Origin of the sequence: Vibrio sp. OPT46 (assembly GCF_015163535.1) — a bacterium.
Lineage (GTDB): Bacteria > Pseudomonadota > Gammaproteobacteria > Enterobacterales > Vibrionaceae > Vibrio > Vibrio alginolyticus.
Genome location: NZ_JADDYG010000250.1, coordinates 53,817 through 70,135, shown reverse-complemented (window position 1 = coordinate 70,135; position 16,319 = coordinate 53,817). Strand labels below are relative to the sequence as shown.

Annotated in this window: 16 protein-coding genes; 8 read left to right on the top strand and 8 right to left on the bottom strand. The window is 44.4% G+C overall.

What is annotated here, in order from left to right; all coding sequences use genetic code 11:
• Positions 1-255: 255 nt before the first annotated feature.
• Both secD and secF read left to right on the top strand, forming a co-directional pair.
• A complete protein-coding gene (secD, locus tag IQR33_RS11310; protein ID WP_193837923.1) occupies positions 256-2,094 on the top strand; it encodes a protein translocase subunit SecD in 1,839 nt (612 codons plus the stop codon).
• A gap of 2 nt (positions 2,095-2,096) precedes the next feature.
• Entirely contained in the window at positions 2,097-2,999 is a 903-nt protein-coding gene (gene secF / locus IQR33_RS11305) for a protein translocase subunit SecF (RefSeq protein WP_054577769.1), read from the top strand.
• 58 nt (positions 3,000-3,057) lie between these two features.
• On the opposite strand, the gene IQR33_RS11300 is transcribed toward secF, so the two are convergent.
• A complete protein-coding gene (locus IQR33_RS11300; protein ID WP_017635186.1) occupies positions 3,058-3,324 on the bottom strand; it encodes a hypothetical protein in 267 nt (88 codons plus the stop codon).
• 15 nt (positions 3,325-3,339) lie between these two features.
• On the bottom strand, positions 3,340-3,960 hold the full coding sequence (locus IQR33_RS11295) for a LysE family translocator (protein WP_021035942.1): 621 nt from the start codon (positions 3,958-3,960) through the stop codon (positions 3,340-3,342).
• 739 nt (positions 3,961-4,699) lie between these two features.
• On the opposite strand from IQR33_RS11295, the gene IQR33_RS11290 reads away from it, so the two are divergent.
• The 4 genes from IQR33_RS11290 (at position 4,700) to phaC (ending at position 8,895) form a co-directional block, all read left to right on the top strand.
• Positions 4,700-5,440, top strand: a complete 741-nt coding sequence (locus tag IQR33_RS11290; protein ID WP_005373555.1) for an SDR family oxidoreductase — start codon at positions 4,700-4,702, stop codon at positions 5,438-5,440.
• A 12-nt stretch (positions 5,441-5,452) separates the two neighbouring features.
• Positions 5,453-6,661, top strand: coding sequence for an acetyl-CoA C-acetyltransferase (locus IQR33_RS11285; protein WP_170897050.1), 1,209 nt, complete (start codon positions 5,453-5,455; stop codon positions 6,659-6,661).
• 44 nt (positions 6,662-6,705) lie between these two features.
• Positions 6,706-7,053, top strand: a complete 348-nt coding sequence (locus IQR33_RS11280) for a phasin family protein (protein WP_005373550.1) — start codon at positions 6,706-6,708, stop codon at positions 7,051-7,053.
• Positions 7,054-7,119: 66 nt separating this feature from the next.
• Positions 7,120-8,895, top strand: coding sequence for a class I poly(R)-hydroxyalkanoic acid synthase (gene phaC, locus IQR33_RS11275; protein WP_054574707.1), 1,776 nt, complete (start codon positions 7,120-7,122; stop codon positions 8,893-8,895).
• Positions 8,896-9,065: 170 nt separating this feature from the next.
• Here phaC and IQR33_RS11270 read toward each other — a convergent pair whose 3' ends face one another.
• The 6 genes from IQR33_RS11270 to napF form a co-directional block, all read right to left on the bottom strand.
• Positions 9,066-9,200 (bottom strand): TIGR02808 family protein, encoded by a 135-nt coding sequence (locus tag IQR33_RS11270; protein WP_005373546.1) that lies wholly within the window; start codon positions 9,198-9,200, stop codon positions 9,066-9,068.
• Positions 9,201-9,211: 11 nt separating this feature from the next.
• Positions 9,212-9,790: a NapC/NirT family cytochrome c gene (locus IQR33_RS11265; protein ID WP_005373542.1), complete on the bottom strand. Its 579-nt coding sequence runs from the start codon at positions 9,788-9,790 to the stop codon at positions 9,212-9,214.
• A 28-nt stretch (positions 9,791-9,818) separates the two neighbouring features.
• On the bottom strand, positions 9,819-10,274 hold the full coding sequence (locus IQR33_RS11260; RefSeq protein ID WP_005389061.1) for a nitrate reductase cytochrome c-type subunit: 456 nt from the start codon (positions 10,272-10,274) through the stop codon (positions 9,819-9,821).
• Between the two features lie 78 nt (positions 10,275-10,352).
• Entirely contained in the window at positions 10,353-12,842 is a 2,490-nt protein-coding gene (napA, locus tag IQR33_RS11255) for a periplasmic nitrate reductase subunit alpha (RefSeq protein ID WP_005389060.1), read from the bottom strand.
• A complete protein-coding gene (locus IQR33_RS11250) occupies positions 12,839-13,147 on the bottom strand; it encodes a chaperone NapD (protein ID WP_005373535.1) in 309 nt (102 codons plus the stop codon). Before IQR33_RS11250 ends, napA begins: the two co-directional genes overlap by 4 nt.
• A 47-nt stretch (positions 13,148-13,194) precedes the next feature.
• Positions 13,195-13,680, bottom strand: a complete 486-nt coding sequence (gene napF, locus IQR33_RS11245) for a ferredoxin-type protein NapF (protein ID WP_080276949.1) — start codon at positions 13,678-13,680, stop codon at positions 13,195-13,197.
• Positions 13,681-13,927: 247 nt separating this feature from the next.
• Between napF and narQ the strand changes: the two genes are divergently transcribed.
• Positions 13,928-15,664, top strand: a complete 1,737-nt coding sequence (gene narQ, locus IQR33_RS11240; protein WP_042522694.1) for a nitrate/nitrite two-component system sensor histidine kinase NarQ — start codon at positions 13,928-13,930, stop codon at positions 15,662-15,664.
• A 4-nt stretch (positions 15,665-15,668) separates the two neighbouring features.
• Positions 15,669-16,283 carry a response regulator gene (locus tag IQR33_RS11235; RefSeq protein ID WP_031777156.1) on the top strand — a complete coding sequence of 205 codons (615 nt, stop codon included), beginning with the start codon at positions 15,669-15,671 and terminating at the stop codon, positions 16,281-16,283.
• Positions 16,284-16,319: the final 36 nt, after the last annotated feature.

Below are 16,319 nucleotides of genomic sequence, written 5' to 3'. Positions count from 1 at the left end.
ATTTTATCATTTCACAAGCGATCATCGCATTTCTGGTTGGAAAGAGACCAATGCCATGTACGTCGCACTCAATAGTCAGTTTTCTGCCTAAACACCATTTATTTGCACCATTGTGCACTCTTAACACGACGATTGTATTCGACAGGACGTGAGCGTTCTGAGCATTTCATACCCTGAATTTATTCTGGGAGCATCTGTCGTGTGTTAAGCCTTGTTATTAAAAGCTTCACTTCATTGTGAAGGGATGATGTTTACATGAAAAAAACACCAAAGCAGCAAAAGAACAGAAAGCTGATGAATCACTACTCAGCTTGGAAATATGTCGTATTAATCACGACAGTCATTATTTTAACCCTAAGTGCTATACCAACTTGGTTTGGTGAACAGCCTTCTATCCAGTTGACGTTTGCGGATCAAAACAACAGCGAAATGTCGGTTGTTCATCTGAATCAACTGCTAAAAACCAACCATATTTCAGCCGACAAAATCATCGAAAAAGACGGCAAAACAACCATTGTATTCGATGGTGAAGATGCGCAAAGTAAAGCTCGTGCGTTGTTAAACAAAGAGCTAAATAAAGACGACAGCATCACTTTCTCATACGTATCGGTTGCGCCAGAATGGTTAAATGAGATGGGCTTTAGCCCAATAAAGCTCGGTCTTGACCTTCGTGGTGGCGTTCAGTTCTTGTTGAATGTTGATGTGAATAAAGCGTTTGAAGAACAACGTGATGCGTTGATTGATGAAATCAAAGCGAACCTACGTGATCAACGTGTTCGTGGTGTGCAAGTTCGAGCAGAGAGCGGCAACCGAATTACGGTAAACAGTGACAGCGAGCAAGCATTGTCGGAAGTGAACAAGCTCTTGCGTCAAAACTACCCGGGCTGGATTTCAAAAAGTTCATCTCGTGGCTTTGTGCTTGAACCGAGTGAACAAAATATCCAAGAATTTCAATCGTCGACTCTTCAACAAAACCTGAAGATCATGCGTGGTCGTATTGAAGAACTTGGTATCACAGAAGCACTAGTGCAACGCCAAGGTAAAGAGAGCATTCGAATTGAACTCCCTGGTGTACAAGATCCTGCTCAAGCGAAAAACGTTATTGGTGCAACAGCAAGCTTGGCGTTTTATGAAGTGAAAGATGCGAGCCAAGCACACAGCAGCCAAGATCTTGTTCTTCAAGATAATGATGGTCGTACTGTGATTTTGTCAAAACGACCAGTTCTAACGGGCGAGCACATCGTGAACGCTCGTGCTGGTGTCGACAAAATGGGCATGTCAGAAGTCAATATTTCTCTTGACCACGCTGGTGGTAAGAAAATGAGTGACTTCTCAGCAACTCACATCGGCAAGCCAATGGCGACCGTTTACCGTGAATACAAAACAAACGATCGCGGTGTAACTGAGCGTAGTGAGCGCGTTATCAGCGTCGCGACTATTCAATCTCAGCTTGGTAGCCAGTTCCGTATTACTGGGGCAGGTAGCATGGACGATGCGCAGCAGTTGGCGCTATTGCTTCGCGCGGGGTCACTGACCGCGCCGGTTACTATTGTGGAAGAGCGAACAATCGGTGCTTCTCTGGGGGCAGAAAACATTGAAAACGGTTTTGCAGCACTGGCTTTAGGTATGGGACTAACACTGACCTTTATGGCACTTTGGTACCGCCGCTTAGGTTGGGTTGCAAACGTGGCGCTTTGTGCCAACATGCTTTGTTTGCTTGGCTTAATCGCCTTGTTACCAGGAGCGGTTCTAACGCTTCCGGGTATTGCCGGTTTAGTGTTAACCGTCGGTATGGCAGTAGACACCAACGTTATTATCTTTGAACGTATTAAGGACAAAATGCGTGAAGGCCGCAGCTTCGCTCAAGCGATTGATCTTGGCTTTGACAGCGCATTCTCGACCATCCTTGATGCCAACATTACTACCATGATCACCGCCGTGATTTTGTACGCCATCGGTAATGGCCCAATCCAAGGCTTTGCCTTAACACTCGGATTAGGTTTGTTAACCAGTATGTTTACAGGCGTATTTGCCTCTCGAGCAATGATCAATTTAATTTGGGGCCGCGATGCCCGTCGTGATGTGAGGGTTTAATCATGGTCGAAATGCTAAAACAAAATATTCGTAAAATTCGCTACTTTACTACGCTAGTTTCCATCATTTTAACGGTGATCGCGATCGTCGCTCTAGGCTTTAAAGGGTTGAACCTAGGTTTGGACTTCACTGGTGGTATGGTGACAGAAGTAAAGGTAGATAAGCAGCTAACTAACCATGATCTGCTTGACGTTCTGCAACCAAAGCTTGGTGAATCTGCGTCAGTGACACGCTCTGGTGAAGATGGCCGTTGGGTGATTCGTTACTCTGCGCCGGAAGATGGACAAACGTTGCCAAGTGTAGAAGAGGTGTTGAAGCCAATCTCTCACCAAGTTGATGTTGTCAGCAACAGTATAGTTGGCGCTCAAGTTGGCCAAGACTTGTTTGAACAAGGTGGCTTAGCATTGTTGATTTGTGTGTTGAGTATTCTCGGTTACTTGTGTTTCCGTTTTGAGTGGCGTTTGGCCAGTGGTTCACTGTTTGCTTTGGCCCATGATGTGATCTTAGTGCTTGGTTTTTTTGCAGTTACTCAAATGGAGTTCAACTTAACCGTTTTTGCAGCGGTGTTAGCAATTTTAGGTTACTCATTGAATGACTCTATCATCATTGCAGACCGAATCCGTGAGCTGTTGATTGCGAAACAGAGTTGGAAAACAGAAGACATCAATGATCAAGCTGTTATCGCGACGTTTTCACGCACCATGGTGACATCTGGTACGACATTGATCACTGTTGGTGCATTATGGATTATGGGAGGAGCGCCTTTGGCTGGTTTCTCAACCGCCATGTTTATTGGCGTTCTGTCGGGTACATGGTCTTCGATTTCGATTGGTACTGTTCTGCCGGAGTGGTTGAAACTGGAGCCGAAACATTATCTTCCAGTTGAGATCGACGCTGCGCCGTAGCATTATTTTTAAGGTAAAAGTGCTTGCGCCACTCATCTTGAGTGGCGCTTTTTTGTGCTTATTTCACGCGCATCAAGCGATGTTTCACAAGTCCCAAATCGAACTCTAAGACTTGTGAGCGCTTCATTGCTTCGACTTTATTCAACATCGACTCTTGGTAGCCTTTCTTCTTCATCCACTGAAGAGGTACAGAGAAAGCATCTTCATTAACGACATAAGACTCGCCTTTATGCTCACCGCTATAGACGTTCACAACCCAAACTCGGGCTTGAAAGTCCAATACTTCACCCATGACTTTAGCGATTTTATTCAGAATATTTTTCATTGTTTCCAGTTTGCCTTAGCTTAGTAGCAACCAAACACCAACTCCCATCATTAAAGTGCCTGCGATACGGTTCATTAGGCGTACATTCTTAGACTGACCTAATACGTGTTTCAACCCTTTACCACCAGTAGCGTACAGAGACATGCAAATGAACTCAAACAGTAAAATAATAGAGACAAGTATGATCAGTTGCGGTGCAAGTGCTGCGTTTTGGTCTATAAAAGGCGGTAAAAGAGAAATCATAAATGCCCAGCCTTTTGGGTTTGCGATTGCAGTAACGAAGCCTTGCATGATCAGTGCGATATTGTCACTCTTTGGTGTTTCTAAGTTGTCGACATTAATCGCAAGTTTCCCTCGCGATCGCCACATTTCAACACCAAGATAGAGTAAATAACCGCCACCAATGAACTTTAACGCGATAAACATCCAAGGATAATTGAGCATAATCGCAGCGATACCTAACACCGCAGAGACTGACACCAGCGCAACACCGAGAAGTTCTCCTATCATCATCCATAACGTGCGACGATAACCGATACTCATACCTAACGTTAGGGCGAGAGTCATGCACATACCAGGCGTGATTGAGACAAAAAAGAAAGTAGGGATGAACATACTGAGCAATGCAAGATTCATATCTGTTGATGATTTAGTGATTAAAGAGAAGCCACAAAGATAGTGCAAAGTGGAAAAGGATGCTACTACAAAGCGAACGATTACTTTCACTAGTAGCTAGTTGATGTTCTTCGAGTATATAAATTTAAAATGAAATTATATTTTAATCTATGCGTCATAATAGTGCGTATTGCACCAGTATGAGACAAGCTCTTATATCATGTTTAGATTAAATATGTTTAATTTATTATATTTTATCGGTATTAATCATCACTGTATTAAAATAATCTAATTGATAACTAAATTATCATTAAATGCAGTAATTAAATGATATGTTTGATAATTATTTTTACCGATAATTGAATTATTATTCTAATCTCAAGTTTGTTGTAATCATATAGGCTTAAAATTCAGATCTTAAATCATGACATAATGTAACGTCTACCATTCTGTATGTAAGTGCATGATATTTAATAATTATGTTTCTATTTCTGTTGGTGTGGCTTTTGTGGAAGTGTGATTTAAAACAATGGCTTATATAAAATTAACCATTTTATAACATTTCACGAGTAATGAGATCTAAATCAATCTTATGCAATTGGGTGAGTTTTTTATTTGAAATGTAATATTTCTAGGTTAACTTAAAATAAAGGCAGCACGGGATTGGTTGTCAAAAGAATAAATAAACACGTCAGTTGGTGAACTATTTCATCAGTGTATTAAGTTTGCTTTTTAAATGCCGTTAAGAATGGAGTCTTCAATGAAGAAAGTCGCTTTGATCACTGGATCAAAAGGCGGAATTGGTTCTGCTATTTCCTCTCAATTAGTCAATGACGGTTACCGTGTAATCGCTACTTATTTCACAGGTAACTACGAATGTGCGCTGGAGTGGTTCAACAGCAAAGGGTTTACCAAAGATCAGGTTCGCCTTTTTGAGTTGGATGTAACAAACACGACAGAGTGTGCAGAGAAATTGGCGCAATTGCTTGGGGAGGAGGGAACCATTGATGTTGTTGTCAACAACGCAGGAATCACACGTGATGGCGTGTTTAAAAAGATGACTGCGCAAGCTTGGAATGATGTCATCAATACCAACCTCAATAGTTTATTCAACGTTACGCAACCCCTCTTCGCTGCAATGTGCGAAAAAGGCGGTGGTCGTGTCATCAATATCTCTTCAGTCAATGGTCTTAAAGGGCAGTTTGGTCAAGCAAACTACTCGGCGGCGAAAGCTGGGATGATCGGTTTCTCTAAAGCCTTAGCATACGAAGGTGCTCGCTCGGGTGTGACAGTTAATGTTATCGCTCCGGGTTACACGGGTACGCCAATGGTTGAGCAAATGAAGCCAGAAGTGCTGGAATCCATTACGAACCAAATTCCAATGAAACGTCTTGCGACACCAGAGGAAATTGCAGCATCAGTGAGCTTCTTGGTCAGCGATGCGGGCGCCTACATCACCGGAGAGACTTTGTCGGTGAACGGCGGCCTATACATGCACTAAGGAGAGAAGATGATGGAAAAAGTATTTATCGTAGCGGCGAAGCGTACTCCAATTGGTGCTTTTGGTGGCAGCCTGAAAAATACTTCTGCTGGCGATCTGGCAGCAGTAGCGATTAAAGGCGCGTTGGAAGCGGCAAAGTTGCCTGGCGACAAGGTTGACGAAGTGATTGTTGGCAACGTTGTTGGTGCAGGTCAAGGAATGGGTGTTGGCCGCCAAGCGGCACTGTTTGCGGGGATTCCTGAATCTGTTCCTGCATATGGCGTAAACATGGTTTGCGGTAGTGGCATGAAAACGGTCATGGATGCCGTGTCCCATATCCGTAGTGGCGATGCTGAGATCGTTGTTGCAGCGGGTGTTGAAGTCATGTCTCAGATTCCGTTTGCCGCACCAAGCAGCATTCGTGATGGCAACAAAATGGGCAATCTGGAGCTAAAAGATCTGCTCGTAGCGGACGGTTTAACCGATGTTTACAACCAATATCACATGGGTGTGACGGCAGAAAACGTAGCAAAACAAATCGGCTTAACTCGCCAGCAGCAAGACGAATACGCGCTGTCTAGCCAACAGAAAGCGGTAGCCGCTATCGAAGCTGGCAAATTTCAAGACGAAATTGTGCCAGTGGAAGTAAAGCAACGCCGTGAAACCGTGATGTTTGATACGGATGAATACCCAAAAGCGAACGCGACAATGGAAGCCTTAAGCAAGCTACGTCCTGCTTTTGACCGCGAAGGCACTGTGACTGCGGGTAATGCATCAGGTATTAACGATGGCGCGAGTGCGATTATCGTGGCGTCTGAAAGCGCAGTTAAAGCGCATGGATTAACGCCGCTTGCTGAGATCGTAAGCTACGCGCAATCGGGTCTTGATCCGAAGATCATGGGCCTAGGTCCTGTTGAGTCGGTCAATAAAGCACTCGCAAAAGCGGAACTCAGTGTACACGACATCGACGTTTACGAGTTAAACGAAGCATTTGCAGCGCAAGCACTTGGCGTGATTCATCAGTTGGCGGAAACAAACCAAGTTCCAGTTAACGCGATTCAAGACAAAGCGAACTTTAACGGTGGTGCTATCGCGCTAGGACACCCGCTTGGTGCTTCTGGCAACCGAATCTTAGTCACGCTGGTTCACGAGCTTCATAAGCAAAATGGTCAATATGGCGTTGCTTCACTTTGTGTGGGCGGCGGCATGGGCACGGCTGTGGTTGTAAAGACAGTTAAGTAATTATTTAAACGGACATTTTTAATTCTTTCTCTAGGAGACAAACCATGTACACAGATTTCTTCAAAACATTTAGCGATCAAACTGAAAAAAATCTAGAACCTTACTTGAAGTTCAACAAGCTAGTGACAAAAAACGTAGAAGTGTTGACCGAGCTTCAATTGAACGCCATTCGCACATACAGTGAAGTGGGTCTAAACCAGATGAAAGCAGCGACAGAAATCAAAGACGTAACGTCATTGACTGCTTTCAACAGTCAGCAACTAAGCGTACTTACTAAACTTTCTCAACAAATGATGGATGACAGCAACAAGCTTCAAGCGATTGCAAAAGAGTTCAAAGAAGACGTTGAGAAAATGACTTCGGAAAATCTAAAGACTGTTACTCCAGCGTAATTTGTCCGATTCTCGCCGCCCCTAGATTTGGGCGGCGTTGTTTTTTCCGAATATAGGAGTAAGACTATGTTTCAACACTTCTTTTCGGACTATCTTGTGAAGCTTCAGGAAACCAATCATCAGTGGTGGCATGATTTCGAAGTGAACAAGGCAGTCGTGAACTCTCCTTTAAACAAGGCCATGCAAGAAGTGAACTTTGAGGATACTGCCAAACTGTTCGAACAAGCTGCGAATCAGCCTGCTGCGATTTTAAAGCTGCAAGCACAGTGGTGGGAACAGCAGCTGCAAATTTGGCAGAATGTTGCATTGGCAGGGAACCAAGCACAAATCGTCGAAGCTGAAAAAGGGGATAAGCGTTTCTCAAACGAAGCGTGGCAAAATGAAGCCATGTATAGCTTCATCAAACAATCCTACCTTTTATTTAGTAAGACCTATCTGGACACCATCGAGTCTTTGGAAGGCTTAGATGAAAAGACGAAAGAACGTATTATTTTTTTCTCTCGCCAAGCCATTAACGCCCTTTCTCCTTCCAACTTCATCGCCACTAACCCAGAGCTTTTGAAGCTGACACTTGAGCAAAACGGTCAAAACTTACTGGCAGGCTTAGAGCAGTTGAAAGAAGACGTTGAGTCGAGCGCAGACATTTTAAAAATTCGTATGACGAATAACAATGCATTCCGCGTGGGCGATGACGTTGCGACGACACAGGGCAATGTGGTTTTTCAAAACGAATTGTTTGAGTTGATTCAATATCGACCTCTAACAGAGAAAGTGAATGCGACGCCGCTGCTCATCGTCCCACCTTTCATCAATAAATACTACATCCTTGATTTAACAGCAAAGAACTCAATGGTTCGATGGTTGTTAGAGCAGGGGCATAGTGTATTTATGATGTCTTGGCGCAATCCAGGCAAGGCACAAGCGCACATAGAGTTTGGTGACTACGTGACAGAAGGCGTAGTGAAAGCCGTCGCTGCAATTGAAGATATAACAGGACAAGAGCAAATCAATGCTGCTGGTTATTGTATCGGTGGTACTGTTTTAGCAAGCACGGTTGCCTACTACGCTGCAAAACGTATGAAGAAGCGCATTAAGTCTGCCACTTTCTTCACCACGTTGCTCGACTTCTCTCAACCAGGTGAAGTCGGCGCGTATATCAATGACACCATTGTTAGTGCAATTGAAGCGCAAAATAACGCAAAAGGGTATATGGACGGCCGTTCCTTAAGCGTGACGTTTAGTTTACTGCGTGAAAACAGCTTGTACTGGAACTACTACGTCGACAATTACTTGAAGGGTAACAGTCCGGTTGATTTCGACTTGTTGTACTGGAATAGCGATAGCACCAACGTCAGCGCTGCATCTCACAATTTCTTGCTTCGCGAGCTCTATTTAGAGAACAAGCTGGTGCAAGATAAAGGCGTCAAAATTGGTGGAGTATGGATTGATCTAAATAAGATCAAAATTCCTAGCTATTTTGTGTCAACGAAAGAAGACCACATTGCGTTATGGCAGGGAACTTACCGTGGTGCGCTGAACACGGGTGGTAACAAAACGTTTGTCCTCGGTGAGTCTGGTCATATTGCGGGCATCGTGAACCCTCCAGCTAGAAATAAGTATGGTTATTGGTTGAACGATAATTTGGATGACTCTGCTGATGAGTGGTTGAATAACGCGGAACACAAAGAGGGATCGTGGTGGACACACTGGAACGAGTGGTTACTCCAATTCAACCCTAAAGAGCAAGTTGAGCCTTTCCCTATTGGCTCAGAAAACCATCCGGTTATTGATGAAGCGCCAGGACAATACGTCAAACAGGTTCTGCCAGTGAAAGAATCTTAAACAACTCCCTATAGCAGTAAATCTTAGCGGCCTTTATGGTCGCTTTTTTTATGTATGATTACTTGTTTATTGTTGGCAAGTACCATTGAGTAATAAATAAAAAGCGCCGAGCATTTGCTCGGCGCTCAGTGTCAACAAATAGGCTAGTTGACGAGTAGAGATGCGTTACGTTACACCTCTTTATCCTTACCAAATGACAGCAGCCAGAGAGAGATTGCTGCTACCGCCACAAAGCCGGAAAGAATAATCACTGGCATAGCACTGTAGCCAAGGATATGCCAAATTACAGATTCTAATGTACTCATGGTAAGTCTCCTTAGTGCCAGCCTTCAACGCCGCTCATGTCGGGTAGTTTGTGCGCAATACCTTTGTGACAGTCTACACATGTTTTCTCGCCTGAAGCTAGAGCGGTGGAGTGTTGTTCTGCCGCACGTGATCCTTGCTGAGAGTAATCCATGAAATCAAACTCATGACAGTTACGACATTCAAGAGAGTCATTCTTTTTCATACGTGCCCACTCTCGCTCTGCGAGGTGTCCACGACGCTCTTGGAACTTCTCTGGCGTATCGATCGTCTTCGTTACGAAGTGTGCAAATAGCTCTTTAGATGCCTGTACTTTACGAACGATCTTATCCGTCCATTCATGAGGAACGTGACAGTCTGAACAAATCGCACGAACACCAGATCGGTTGGAGTAGTGAATTGTTTCTTGAATTTCAGCAACGATCGGCGCGTGACAGCCAGAACAGAATTCTTCTGTGTTGGTTGCTTCCATACCTGTGTTGAATGCGCCCCAAAATAGAAGGCCACCAGCGAAGCCTAGAAATAAAACCACACCAGCGGCAGCTTTACTCGGGCTCGACAGTCTCTTCCAAAACGCTTTAAGTATTTTCATAAGTAACCTCTTAGTACTCGCGTTTCAATTACTGAAGCGAATCGACTGCCTTAAACTCGTTTTCCACTAGTGGTTTTGCATCCGTTTGTGGAACGTGACATTGCAAACAGAAGTAACGACGAGGAGACATATCTGCCAGTACCGCATCTTCTCTGTTTACATAGTGCGTTACGCTAATTTTAGTCGCACCTGACTCTTTTGCATTTTTCCAGCTATGGCATGCAAGACACTTGTTAGCATTTAACGAAATTTCGTAGTGACGAATGCTGTGTGGGATCAACGGTGGTTGATAAACATAGCTGTCTTCAACAATTTGATCTTTAGGGAAGTCTTTGAACTCGTCTGCTGGACGCGTATCTTCCAATTGAGACATTCCACGTAAAGATTCTAGACCTCCAATACCACCTGGATTATCCAACTCAGCTTGCGCAATGCCTGTCACTAACGCACCTACAGATAAAACTGCGACAAGTAATTTTTTCATCATTTCATCTCCGCCTTTATGGCTTAAATTCTTTATTAGGCCGCCATAATGACGGCCGTAGCATTCAGTATCTGAAGGTTAAGCAATCTTAGTGATTTTGACTGGGCACTTCTTAAAGTCTGTCTGTTTAGACAGTGGATCAGTCGCATCTAGGATAAGCTTGTTAATCAAAATACGTGCATCAAAGAACGGTACGAATACCAAGCCTTTTGGCGGACGGTTACGACCGCGAGTTTCAACACGAACGCGTACTTCACCGCGTTTGTTTGCCATGAGTACTTCTTCACCACGACGAACATTGCGTGCTTTTGCGTCTTCTGGGTGCATGTAACACACTGCGTCTGGTACTGCTTTGTATAATTCAGGTACACGACGAGTCATGGTGCCTGTGTGCCAATGTTCAAGAACACGACCAGTACATAACCACATATCAAATTCATCGTTCGGTACTTCTGGTGGCGCTTCGTATGGCGCGGAAATGATCTTCGCTTTGCCGTCAGCATTGCCGTAGAAGTCCCAACCAGAACCTTCTTTCGCGTATGGGTCTGAACCTTCTTTAAAGCGCCACTGTGTTTCTTTACCATCAACAACAGGCCAACGTAGACCACGTACTTGGTGGTAGCGGTCGTATGGAGCCAAATCATGCCCGTGACCACGGCCAAATGTTGCGTATTCCTCAAACAGACCTTTTTGAACATAGAAACCGAAGTGGTGAGCATCGTCATTCAGTTCACGAGCTTCTTCGATAGGGAATTTGTCGACGTTACCATTGCGGTAAAGTACGTCGTACATTGTTTTACCACGGTATTGAGGCGCTTTCGCTAGAAGCTCTTCAGGCCACACTTCTTCCATTTTGAAGCGTTTCGAGAACTCCATTAGCTGCCAAAGGTCGGATTTTGCTTGACCGACTGTGCCCACTTGTTGGTACCAAGCTTGGGTACGACGCTCTGCGTTACCGTAAGCACCTTCTTTTTCAATCCACATTGCGGTAGGAAGAATAAGGTCTGCTGCTTGTGCTGTTGCTGTCGGGTATGGGTCAGACACAACGATGAAGTTTTCTGGGTTGCGGTAACCTGGAAGACGCTCTGTGTTGATGTTTGGACCGGCTTGCATGTTGTTGTTACATTGAACCCAGTAACAGTTCAGAACGCCGTCATTCAGCATACGGTCTTGCAATACGGCGTGGAAGCCAGGTTTTGGTGGAATCGTACCTTCTGGCAGTTTCCAGATGTCTTCTGCAATCTTACGGTGTTTAGGGTTAGCAACCACCATGTCCGCTGGTAGGCGGTGAGCAAACGTACCAACCTCACGAGCGGTACCACATGCTGATGGTTGGCCCGTTAGTGAGAATGGGCTGTTCCCCGGAGTCGAGATCTTACCGGTTAGTAGGTGGATGTTGTAAACCAAGTTATTCATCCATACACCACGAGTATGCTGGTTCATACCCATCGTCCATAGAGACATCACTTTCGTGTTTGGATCCGCGTATTGCTTCGCAAGCTCGATAAGCTTCTCTTTCTCAACACCAGAGATTTCAGATGCTTTCTCTACTGTGTATGGCGCTACTGATTTCTTGTACTCTTCGAATGAGATAGAAGTGAGTTTGCCAGAGTTCGGGTTCTTCGCTGCTTTTTGTAGCGGATCATCGTCACGTAGACCGTAGCCGATGTCAGTGTCTGCTTGAGTGAAGTTCGTGTGTTTGTTCACGAAGTCCCAGTTTACTGCATCGTTTTCGATGATGTAGTTTGCGATGAAGTTAGCAATTGCAAGGTCAGACTGAGGATTGAAAATGTAGCCGTGGTCTGCCAACTCAAATGAACGATGGTAGTAAGTAGAAAGCACGTTCACTTTAACGTGAGGGTGGCTTAGGCGGCGGTCAGTAATGCGAGTCCATAGAACCGGGTGCATCTCTGCCATGTTTGAGCCCCAAAGAACGAAAGCGTCTGCGTTCTCAAAGTCATCGTAACAACCCATTGGCTCATCGATACCGAATGCGCGCATGAAACCTACAACGGCAGAAGCCATACAGTGACGAGCGTTTGGATCAATGTTGTTTGATCGGAAGCCTGCTTTCATTAACTTTGACGCAGCGTAGCCTTCCATTACTGTCCATTGGCCTGAGCCAAACATACCTACGCTTGTTGGGCCTTTTTTCTCGAGGGAAGCTTTCCATTTCTCAGCCATGATGTCGAAAGCGTCATCCCAAGAGATAGGTGTAAATTCACCATCTTTGTGGAATTTGCCATCTTTCATTCGTAGCATCGGTTGAGTTAGACGGTCTTGACCGTACATGATCTTAGAAAGGAAGTAACCTTTGATGCAGTTCAGACCTTTGTTTACTGGTGCTTCTGGGTCACCCTGTGTTGCTACCACTTTGCCGTTTTGAGTGCCAACAAGAACAGAACAGCCTGTACCACAGAAACGACAAGGTGCTTTGTCCCATGTGATTTTGGTTTGATCAGAGCTTGCAATCAGGTTGGCTGCAGATGCTGGTAGTGTCACACCTGCGACAGCAGCAGCTGATGCAGCCGCGTTTGCTTTCACAAACGCACGTCTTGTCATTTTCATACTTCACCCTCGATTTGGGAATGTTGTGTTCCAGTGTCTTCTTCATCCGTTTCTTCAAGCCCAGTTTCGATTTGGTGATAAACCAATACCGTGCTTAAGACGTTCGGTAAATTGTTAATGGCATCGATAGTGTCTGTGATGAAACCTTGGTTCTCAGTTTCAAGTACGACGATAATCTTGCCTTCAGGACTGTCACCATAGATTTCCGCATTTTCGTGTGCTTCTATCTTTTGTTTGATTTCGTCCAAATGTTCCGGCAGCACATGTACTACCAAACTTGAAATATGCACTTCATTTAGTGACATATAGCTCTCTCATTTATTTTTATTGCCTTTGGCCGACGACATTCGGCTTAGGCTGTTATATTGCTCACATTGATGGATGAAGTCGGGCACACTGAAACACAGGCGCCGCAGCCGTTACACTCATCAAGGTCTAAATTGGGTTGTGCTACTTTCCCCAGTTCTAATTTGAACTGAATTGCCATCGGGTCGCACATATCCCCACAACTTCGGCATTCGACATTTTGTTTTGCTAAGCAGTTATCGTTGATACTTGCTTTTGCTTGCCAAGGTTGTTCTGTTTCTGGCAAGAAAAGGGGCTCAGGACAGGCGTTTGCACATTGATAGCAAAATGTGCATTCATCGATGGAAAAATCGACCGAGGGGAATCCGCCATCACTTTTGGTTATAATCTTTGTTTCACAGGCCTCAATGCATTTACCGCAGCGAGTGCAATCGTCCGTAAACTGTTGCGGTTTAGTTAACCAAGGCAAACGTACGGCGTTGTCGGGGTGCGCTTTTCTTGCAAAGAGTCTTCTTCTGGAAAGGTCTACCACTTAGTCACCTCGAAACTTGGAACCCAAACTAAGCATAGTCCACAATTTTCATTAATAAACTGTCATTTAAACTAACGAAATTGTAGTTTTTGACATATTTGTATAAATACCTCTTAGGGGGTAAATGGTATGCAATATTGTTTTGGATCAATAAATTCCGTCGCAGGTGATCACATATTGATAAAGTTGAAAGGTAATGGGTTCATTGCACGTAAAAATAGGATTGTTAATGGGCGAGGAACTCAGATTGTTTAAAAATGTGAAAAAGTCGGTGACGCGCACGATTGCGTCCGCGATGCTTCTTATTTTGCTGCTCTCAGTCGCTACGACTGGTTTTGCGATTTTTACGTTAGCGTCCAGTTTGAACGATGCTGAAGCCGTCAATGTTGCTGGCTCGATGCGAATGCAAAGCTACCGTCTGGCGAATGATATTCAGGTTAAATCTGTTGACTATTCTTCACATATTGACGCATTTGAACATTCGATATATTCACCTTCAATGAAAGCGCTTCAGCATTGGTCTGTGCCAGAAGACATCACTCACGATTACTACCGTCTTATTATCAGATGGCATGAACTCAAGGCGGTGCTTAGAGGAGACAACCCGGCAGAATATCAACTCCTAGTGGCCGGTTTTGTTGAACAAATCGATGAGTTTGTATTTAAGCTACAAAGCTTTTCGGAGCAAAAACTGATTAACTTAGCCTGGATCGGCGGGTTAGGGTTGGGTGGCATTCTTTGTGTCAGTATGTTTGTCGTTCATTTTGTGCGCCTCGAAGTTGTTCGGCCTCTGCGTGCCTTAGTTTTTGCTAGCGAGCAAATTAAAAATCGCTCATTCAATATATCGCTCAATGTATCCAGCGATAATGAAATGGGAATACTGACTCGAACCTTTAACCGGATGGCGACAGACCTTGGTAAGTTGTACCGAGGATTAGAACAAGCGGTTGATGAGAAAACACGTAAATTGCAGCATGCCAACCAGTCTTTAGAAGTGCTGTACGACTCGTCAAAAGAACTCACGGCGTCGCGTATTAATCAAGACAATTTCCAGGCGATTTTGCAGCATATCGTCAGTCTTGAGGGCATTAAAGCGGTCAAACTTGAAATCGAGCAGCTAGGAGAACCGAGCTGGATATTGATGGAAGGAGAAGAATGCTGCCAAGATTGTGATGAAGATTGCCACGGTAAAGCCCTGATGCTAGATGATGAGCACTTGGGCTATTTATATTGGAAAGCAGGGTTACCTTGTCCGAACGAGGCTCTTATTGACAACTTCGTGCAGATTTTATCACGCGCCGTGTATTACAATCGGGCGCAGCGCCAAGCAGAACAAATTCTGCTGATGGAAGAGCGAGCCACTATTGCTCGGGAGTTGCATGATTCATTGGCTCAAGCACTCTCTTACTTAAAAATTCAGGTCGCTTTGTTAAAGAGAAGCGTAAAGAACTTGCCTGACGAAAAGGCGATCGCGCAGGCTAATCAAGTTATTGCTGAGCTAGATACGGGCTTATCTGCCGCGTATACGCAGTTACGCGAGTTACTGACGACGTTTCGTCTTACGATTAAAGAGGGCAGTTTTGGCCAAGCATTGCAAGACATGGTTGAAACGCTCAGTGAACAAACTGCTGCGGACATTACGCTAAAAAATAGACTTTCATCAACTGAACTGGATGCACATCAGCAGGTTCATTTACTACAGTTGATAAGAGAAGCGGCAATTAATGCAATCAAACATGCGCAAGCAGATAATATTCACATTCAATGTCTCGATAATGATGGAAAAGTCACAGTAACCGTTAGCGACGATGGAATAGGCTTTGAACATCAAGACGAAAAATTAAATCATTACGGTATGAGTATCATGCAAGAGCGGGCCGCTAGACTGCATGCCGATCTGCACATCGAAGCATCGATAAACAAAGGTTGTACCGTAAAATTAGAATTCCAACATAGTAAGGAAGTAAACAGTGACAGTGTGTAAAGTAATGCTGGTGGATGATCATCCACTCATGCGAAGAGGTATCCACCAGCTTTTAAGCTTTGAGCCTGAGTTTGAGGTCATTGCAGAAGCAAGTAATGGCGCGGATGCAGTAGCGAAAGCGCATGAGCTAGAACTGGATCTTGTACTTCTTGATCTTAATATGAAAGGCATGTCTGGCCTTGATACTTTGCAAGCACTGCGTGCAGATGGCTGTGAAGCCAGAATTGTCATTCTAACCGTTTCAGATAGCCCAGCAGATATAGAAGCAATAGTTCGAAGTGGTGCCGATGGCTATTTATTGAAAGACACTGAGCCTGATGAGTTGGTTGAGTTGCTAAAACAAGCGCACCAAGGGGACAAGGCATACAGCCAAGAAGTTTCTAAGTATTTGAGTGAACGTTCAGAGCAAGAGGACGTGTTTGATACACTGACCGATCGTGAATCGCAGATCTTAAGAGAGGTGGCAAGAGGTTTCCGCAACAAGCAAATTGCCGATCGTCTTTTTATCTCTGAGTCTACGGTTAAAGTACATATGAAGAGTTTACTTAAAAAGCTTCAAGTTCCTTCTCGTACTGCAGCAACCGTCCTTTATCTTGAGCGCTTTGGCGACATCAAATAACATTGTTGGATTTTAATCTATAATAATAAATAAAAT

Excerpts from the sequence above, each read along its gene's own strand:
- IQR33_RS11280 (WP_005373550.1), top strand. The coding sequence starts at position 6,706 with ATGTACACAGATTTCTTCAAAACATTTAGCGATCAAACTGAAAAAAAT.
- IQR33_RS11260 (WP_005389061.1), bottom strand. The coding sequence starts at position 10,274 with ATGAAAAAATTACTTGTCGCAGTTTTATCTGTAGGTGCGTTAGTGACA.
- IQR33_RS11235 (WP_031777156.1), top strand. The coding sequence starts at position 15,669 with ATGCTGGTGGATGATCATCCACTCATGCGAAGAGGTATCCACCAGCTT.
- IQR33_RS11290 (WP_005373555.1), top strand. The coding sequence starts at position 4,700 with ATGAAGAAAGTCGCTTTGATCACTGGATCAAAAGGCGGAATTGGTTCT.
- secF (WP_054577769.1), top strand. The coding sequence starts at position 2,097 with ATGGTCGAAATGCTAAAACAAAATATTCGTAAAATTCGCTACTTTACT.
- IQR33_RS11300 (WP_017635186.1), bottom strand. The coding sequence starts at position 3,324 with ATGAAAAATATTCTGAATAAAATCGCTAAAGTCATGGGTGAAGTATTG.
- IQR33_RS11250 (WP_005373535.1), bottom strand. The coding sequence starts at position 13,147 with ATGTCACTAAATGAAGTGCATATTTCAAGTTTGGTAGTACATGTGCTG.
- IQR33_RS11285 (WP_170897050.1), top strand. The coding sequence starts at position 5,453 with ATGGAAAAAGTATTTATCGTAGCGGCGAAGCGTACTCCAATTGGTGCT.
- IQR33_RS11265 (WP_005373542.1), bottom strand. The coding sequence starts at position 9,790 with ATGAAAATACTTAAAGCGTTTTGGAAGAGACTGTCGAGCCCGAGTAAA.
- napA (WP_005389060.1), bottom strand. The coding sequence starts at position 12,842 with ATGAAAATGACAAGACGTGCGTTTGTGAAAGCAAACGCGGCTGCATCA.
- IQR33_RS11295 (WP_021035942.1), bottom strand. The coding sequence starts at position 3,960 with ATGAATCTTGCATTGCTCAGTATGTTCATCCCTACTTTCTTTTTTGTC.
- secD (WP_193837923.1), top strand. The coding sequence starts at position 256 with ATGAAAAAAACACCAAAGCAGCAAAAGAACAGAAAGCTGATGAATCAC.
- IQR33_RS11270 (WP_005373546.1), bottom strand. The coding sequence starts at position 9,200 with ATGAGTACATTAGAATCTGTAATTTGGCATATCCTTGGCTACAGTGCT.
- phaC (WP_054574707.1), top strand. The coding sequence starts at position 7,120 with ATGTTTCAACACTTCTTTTCGGACTATCTTGTGAAGCTTCAGGAAACC.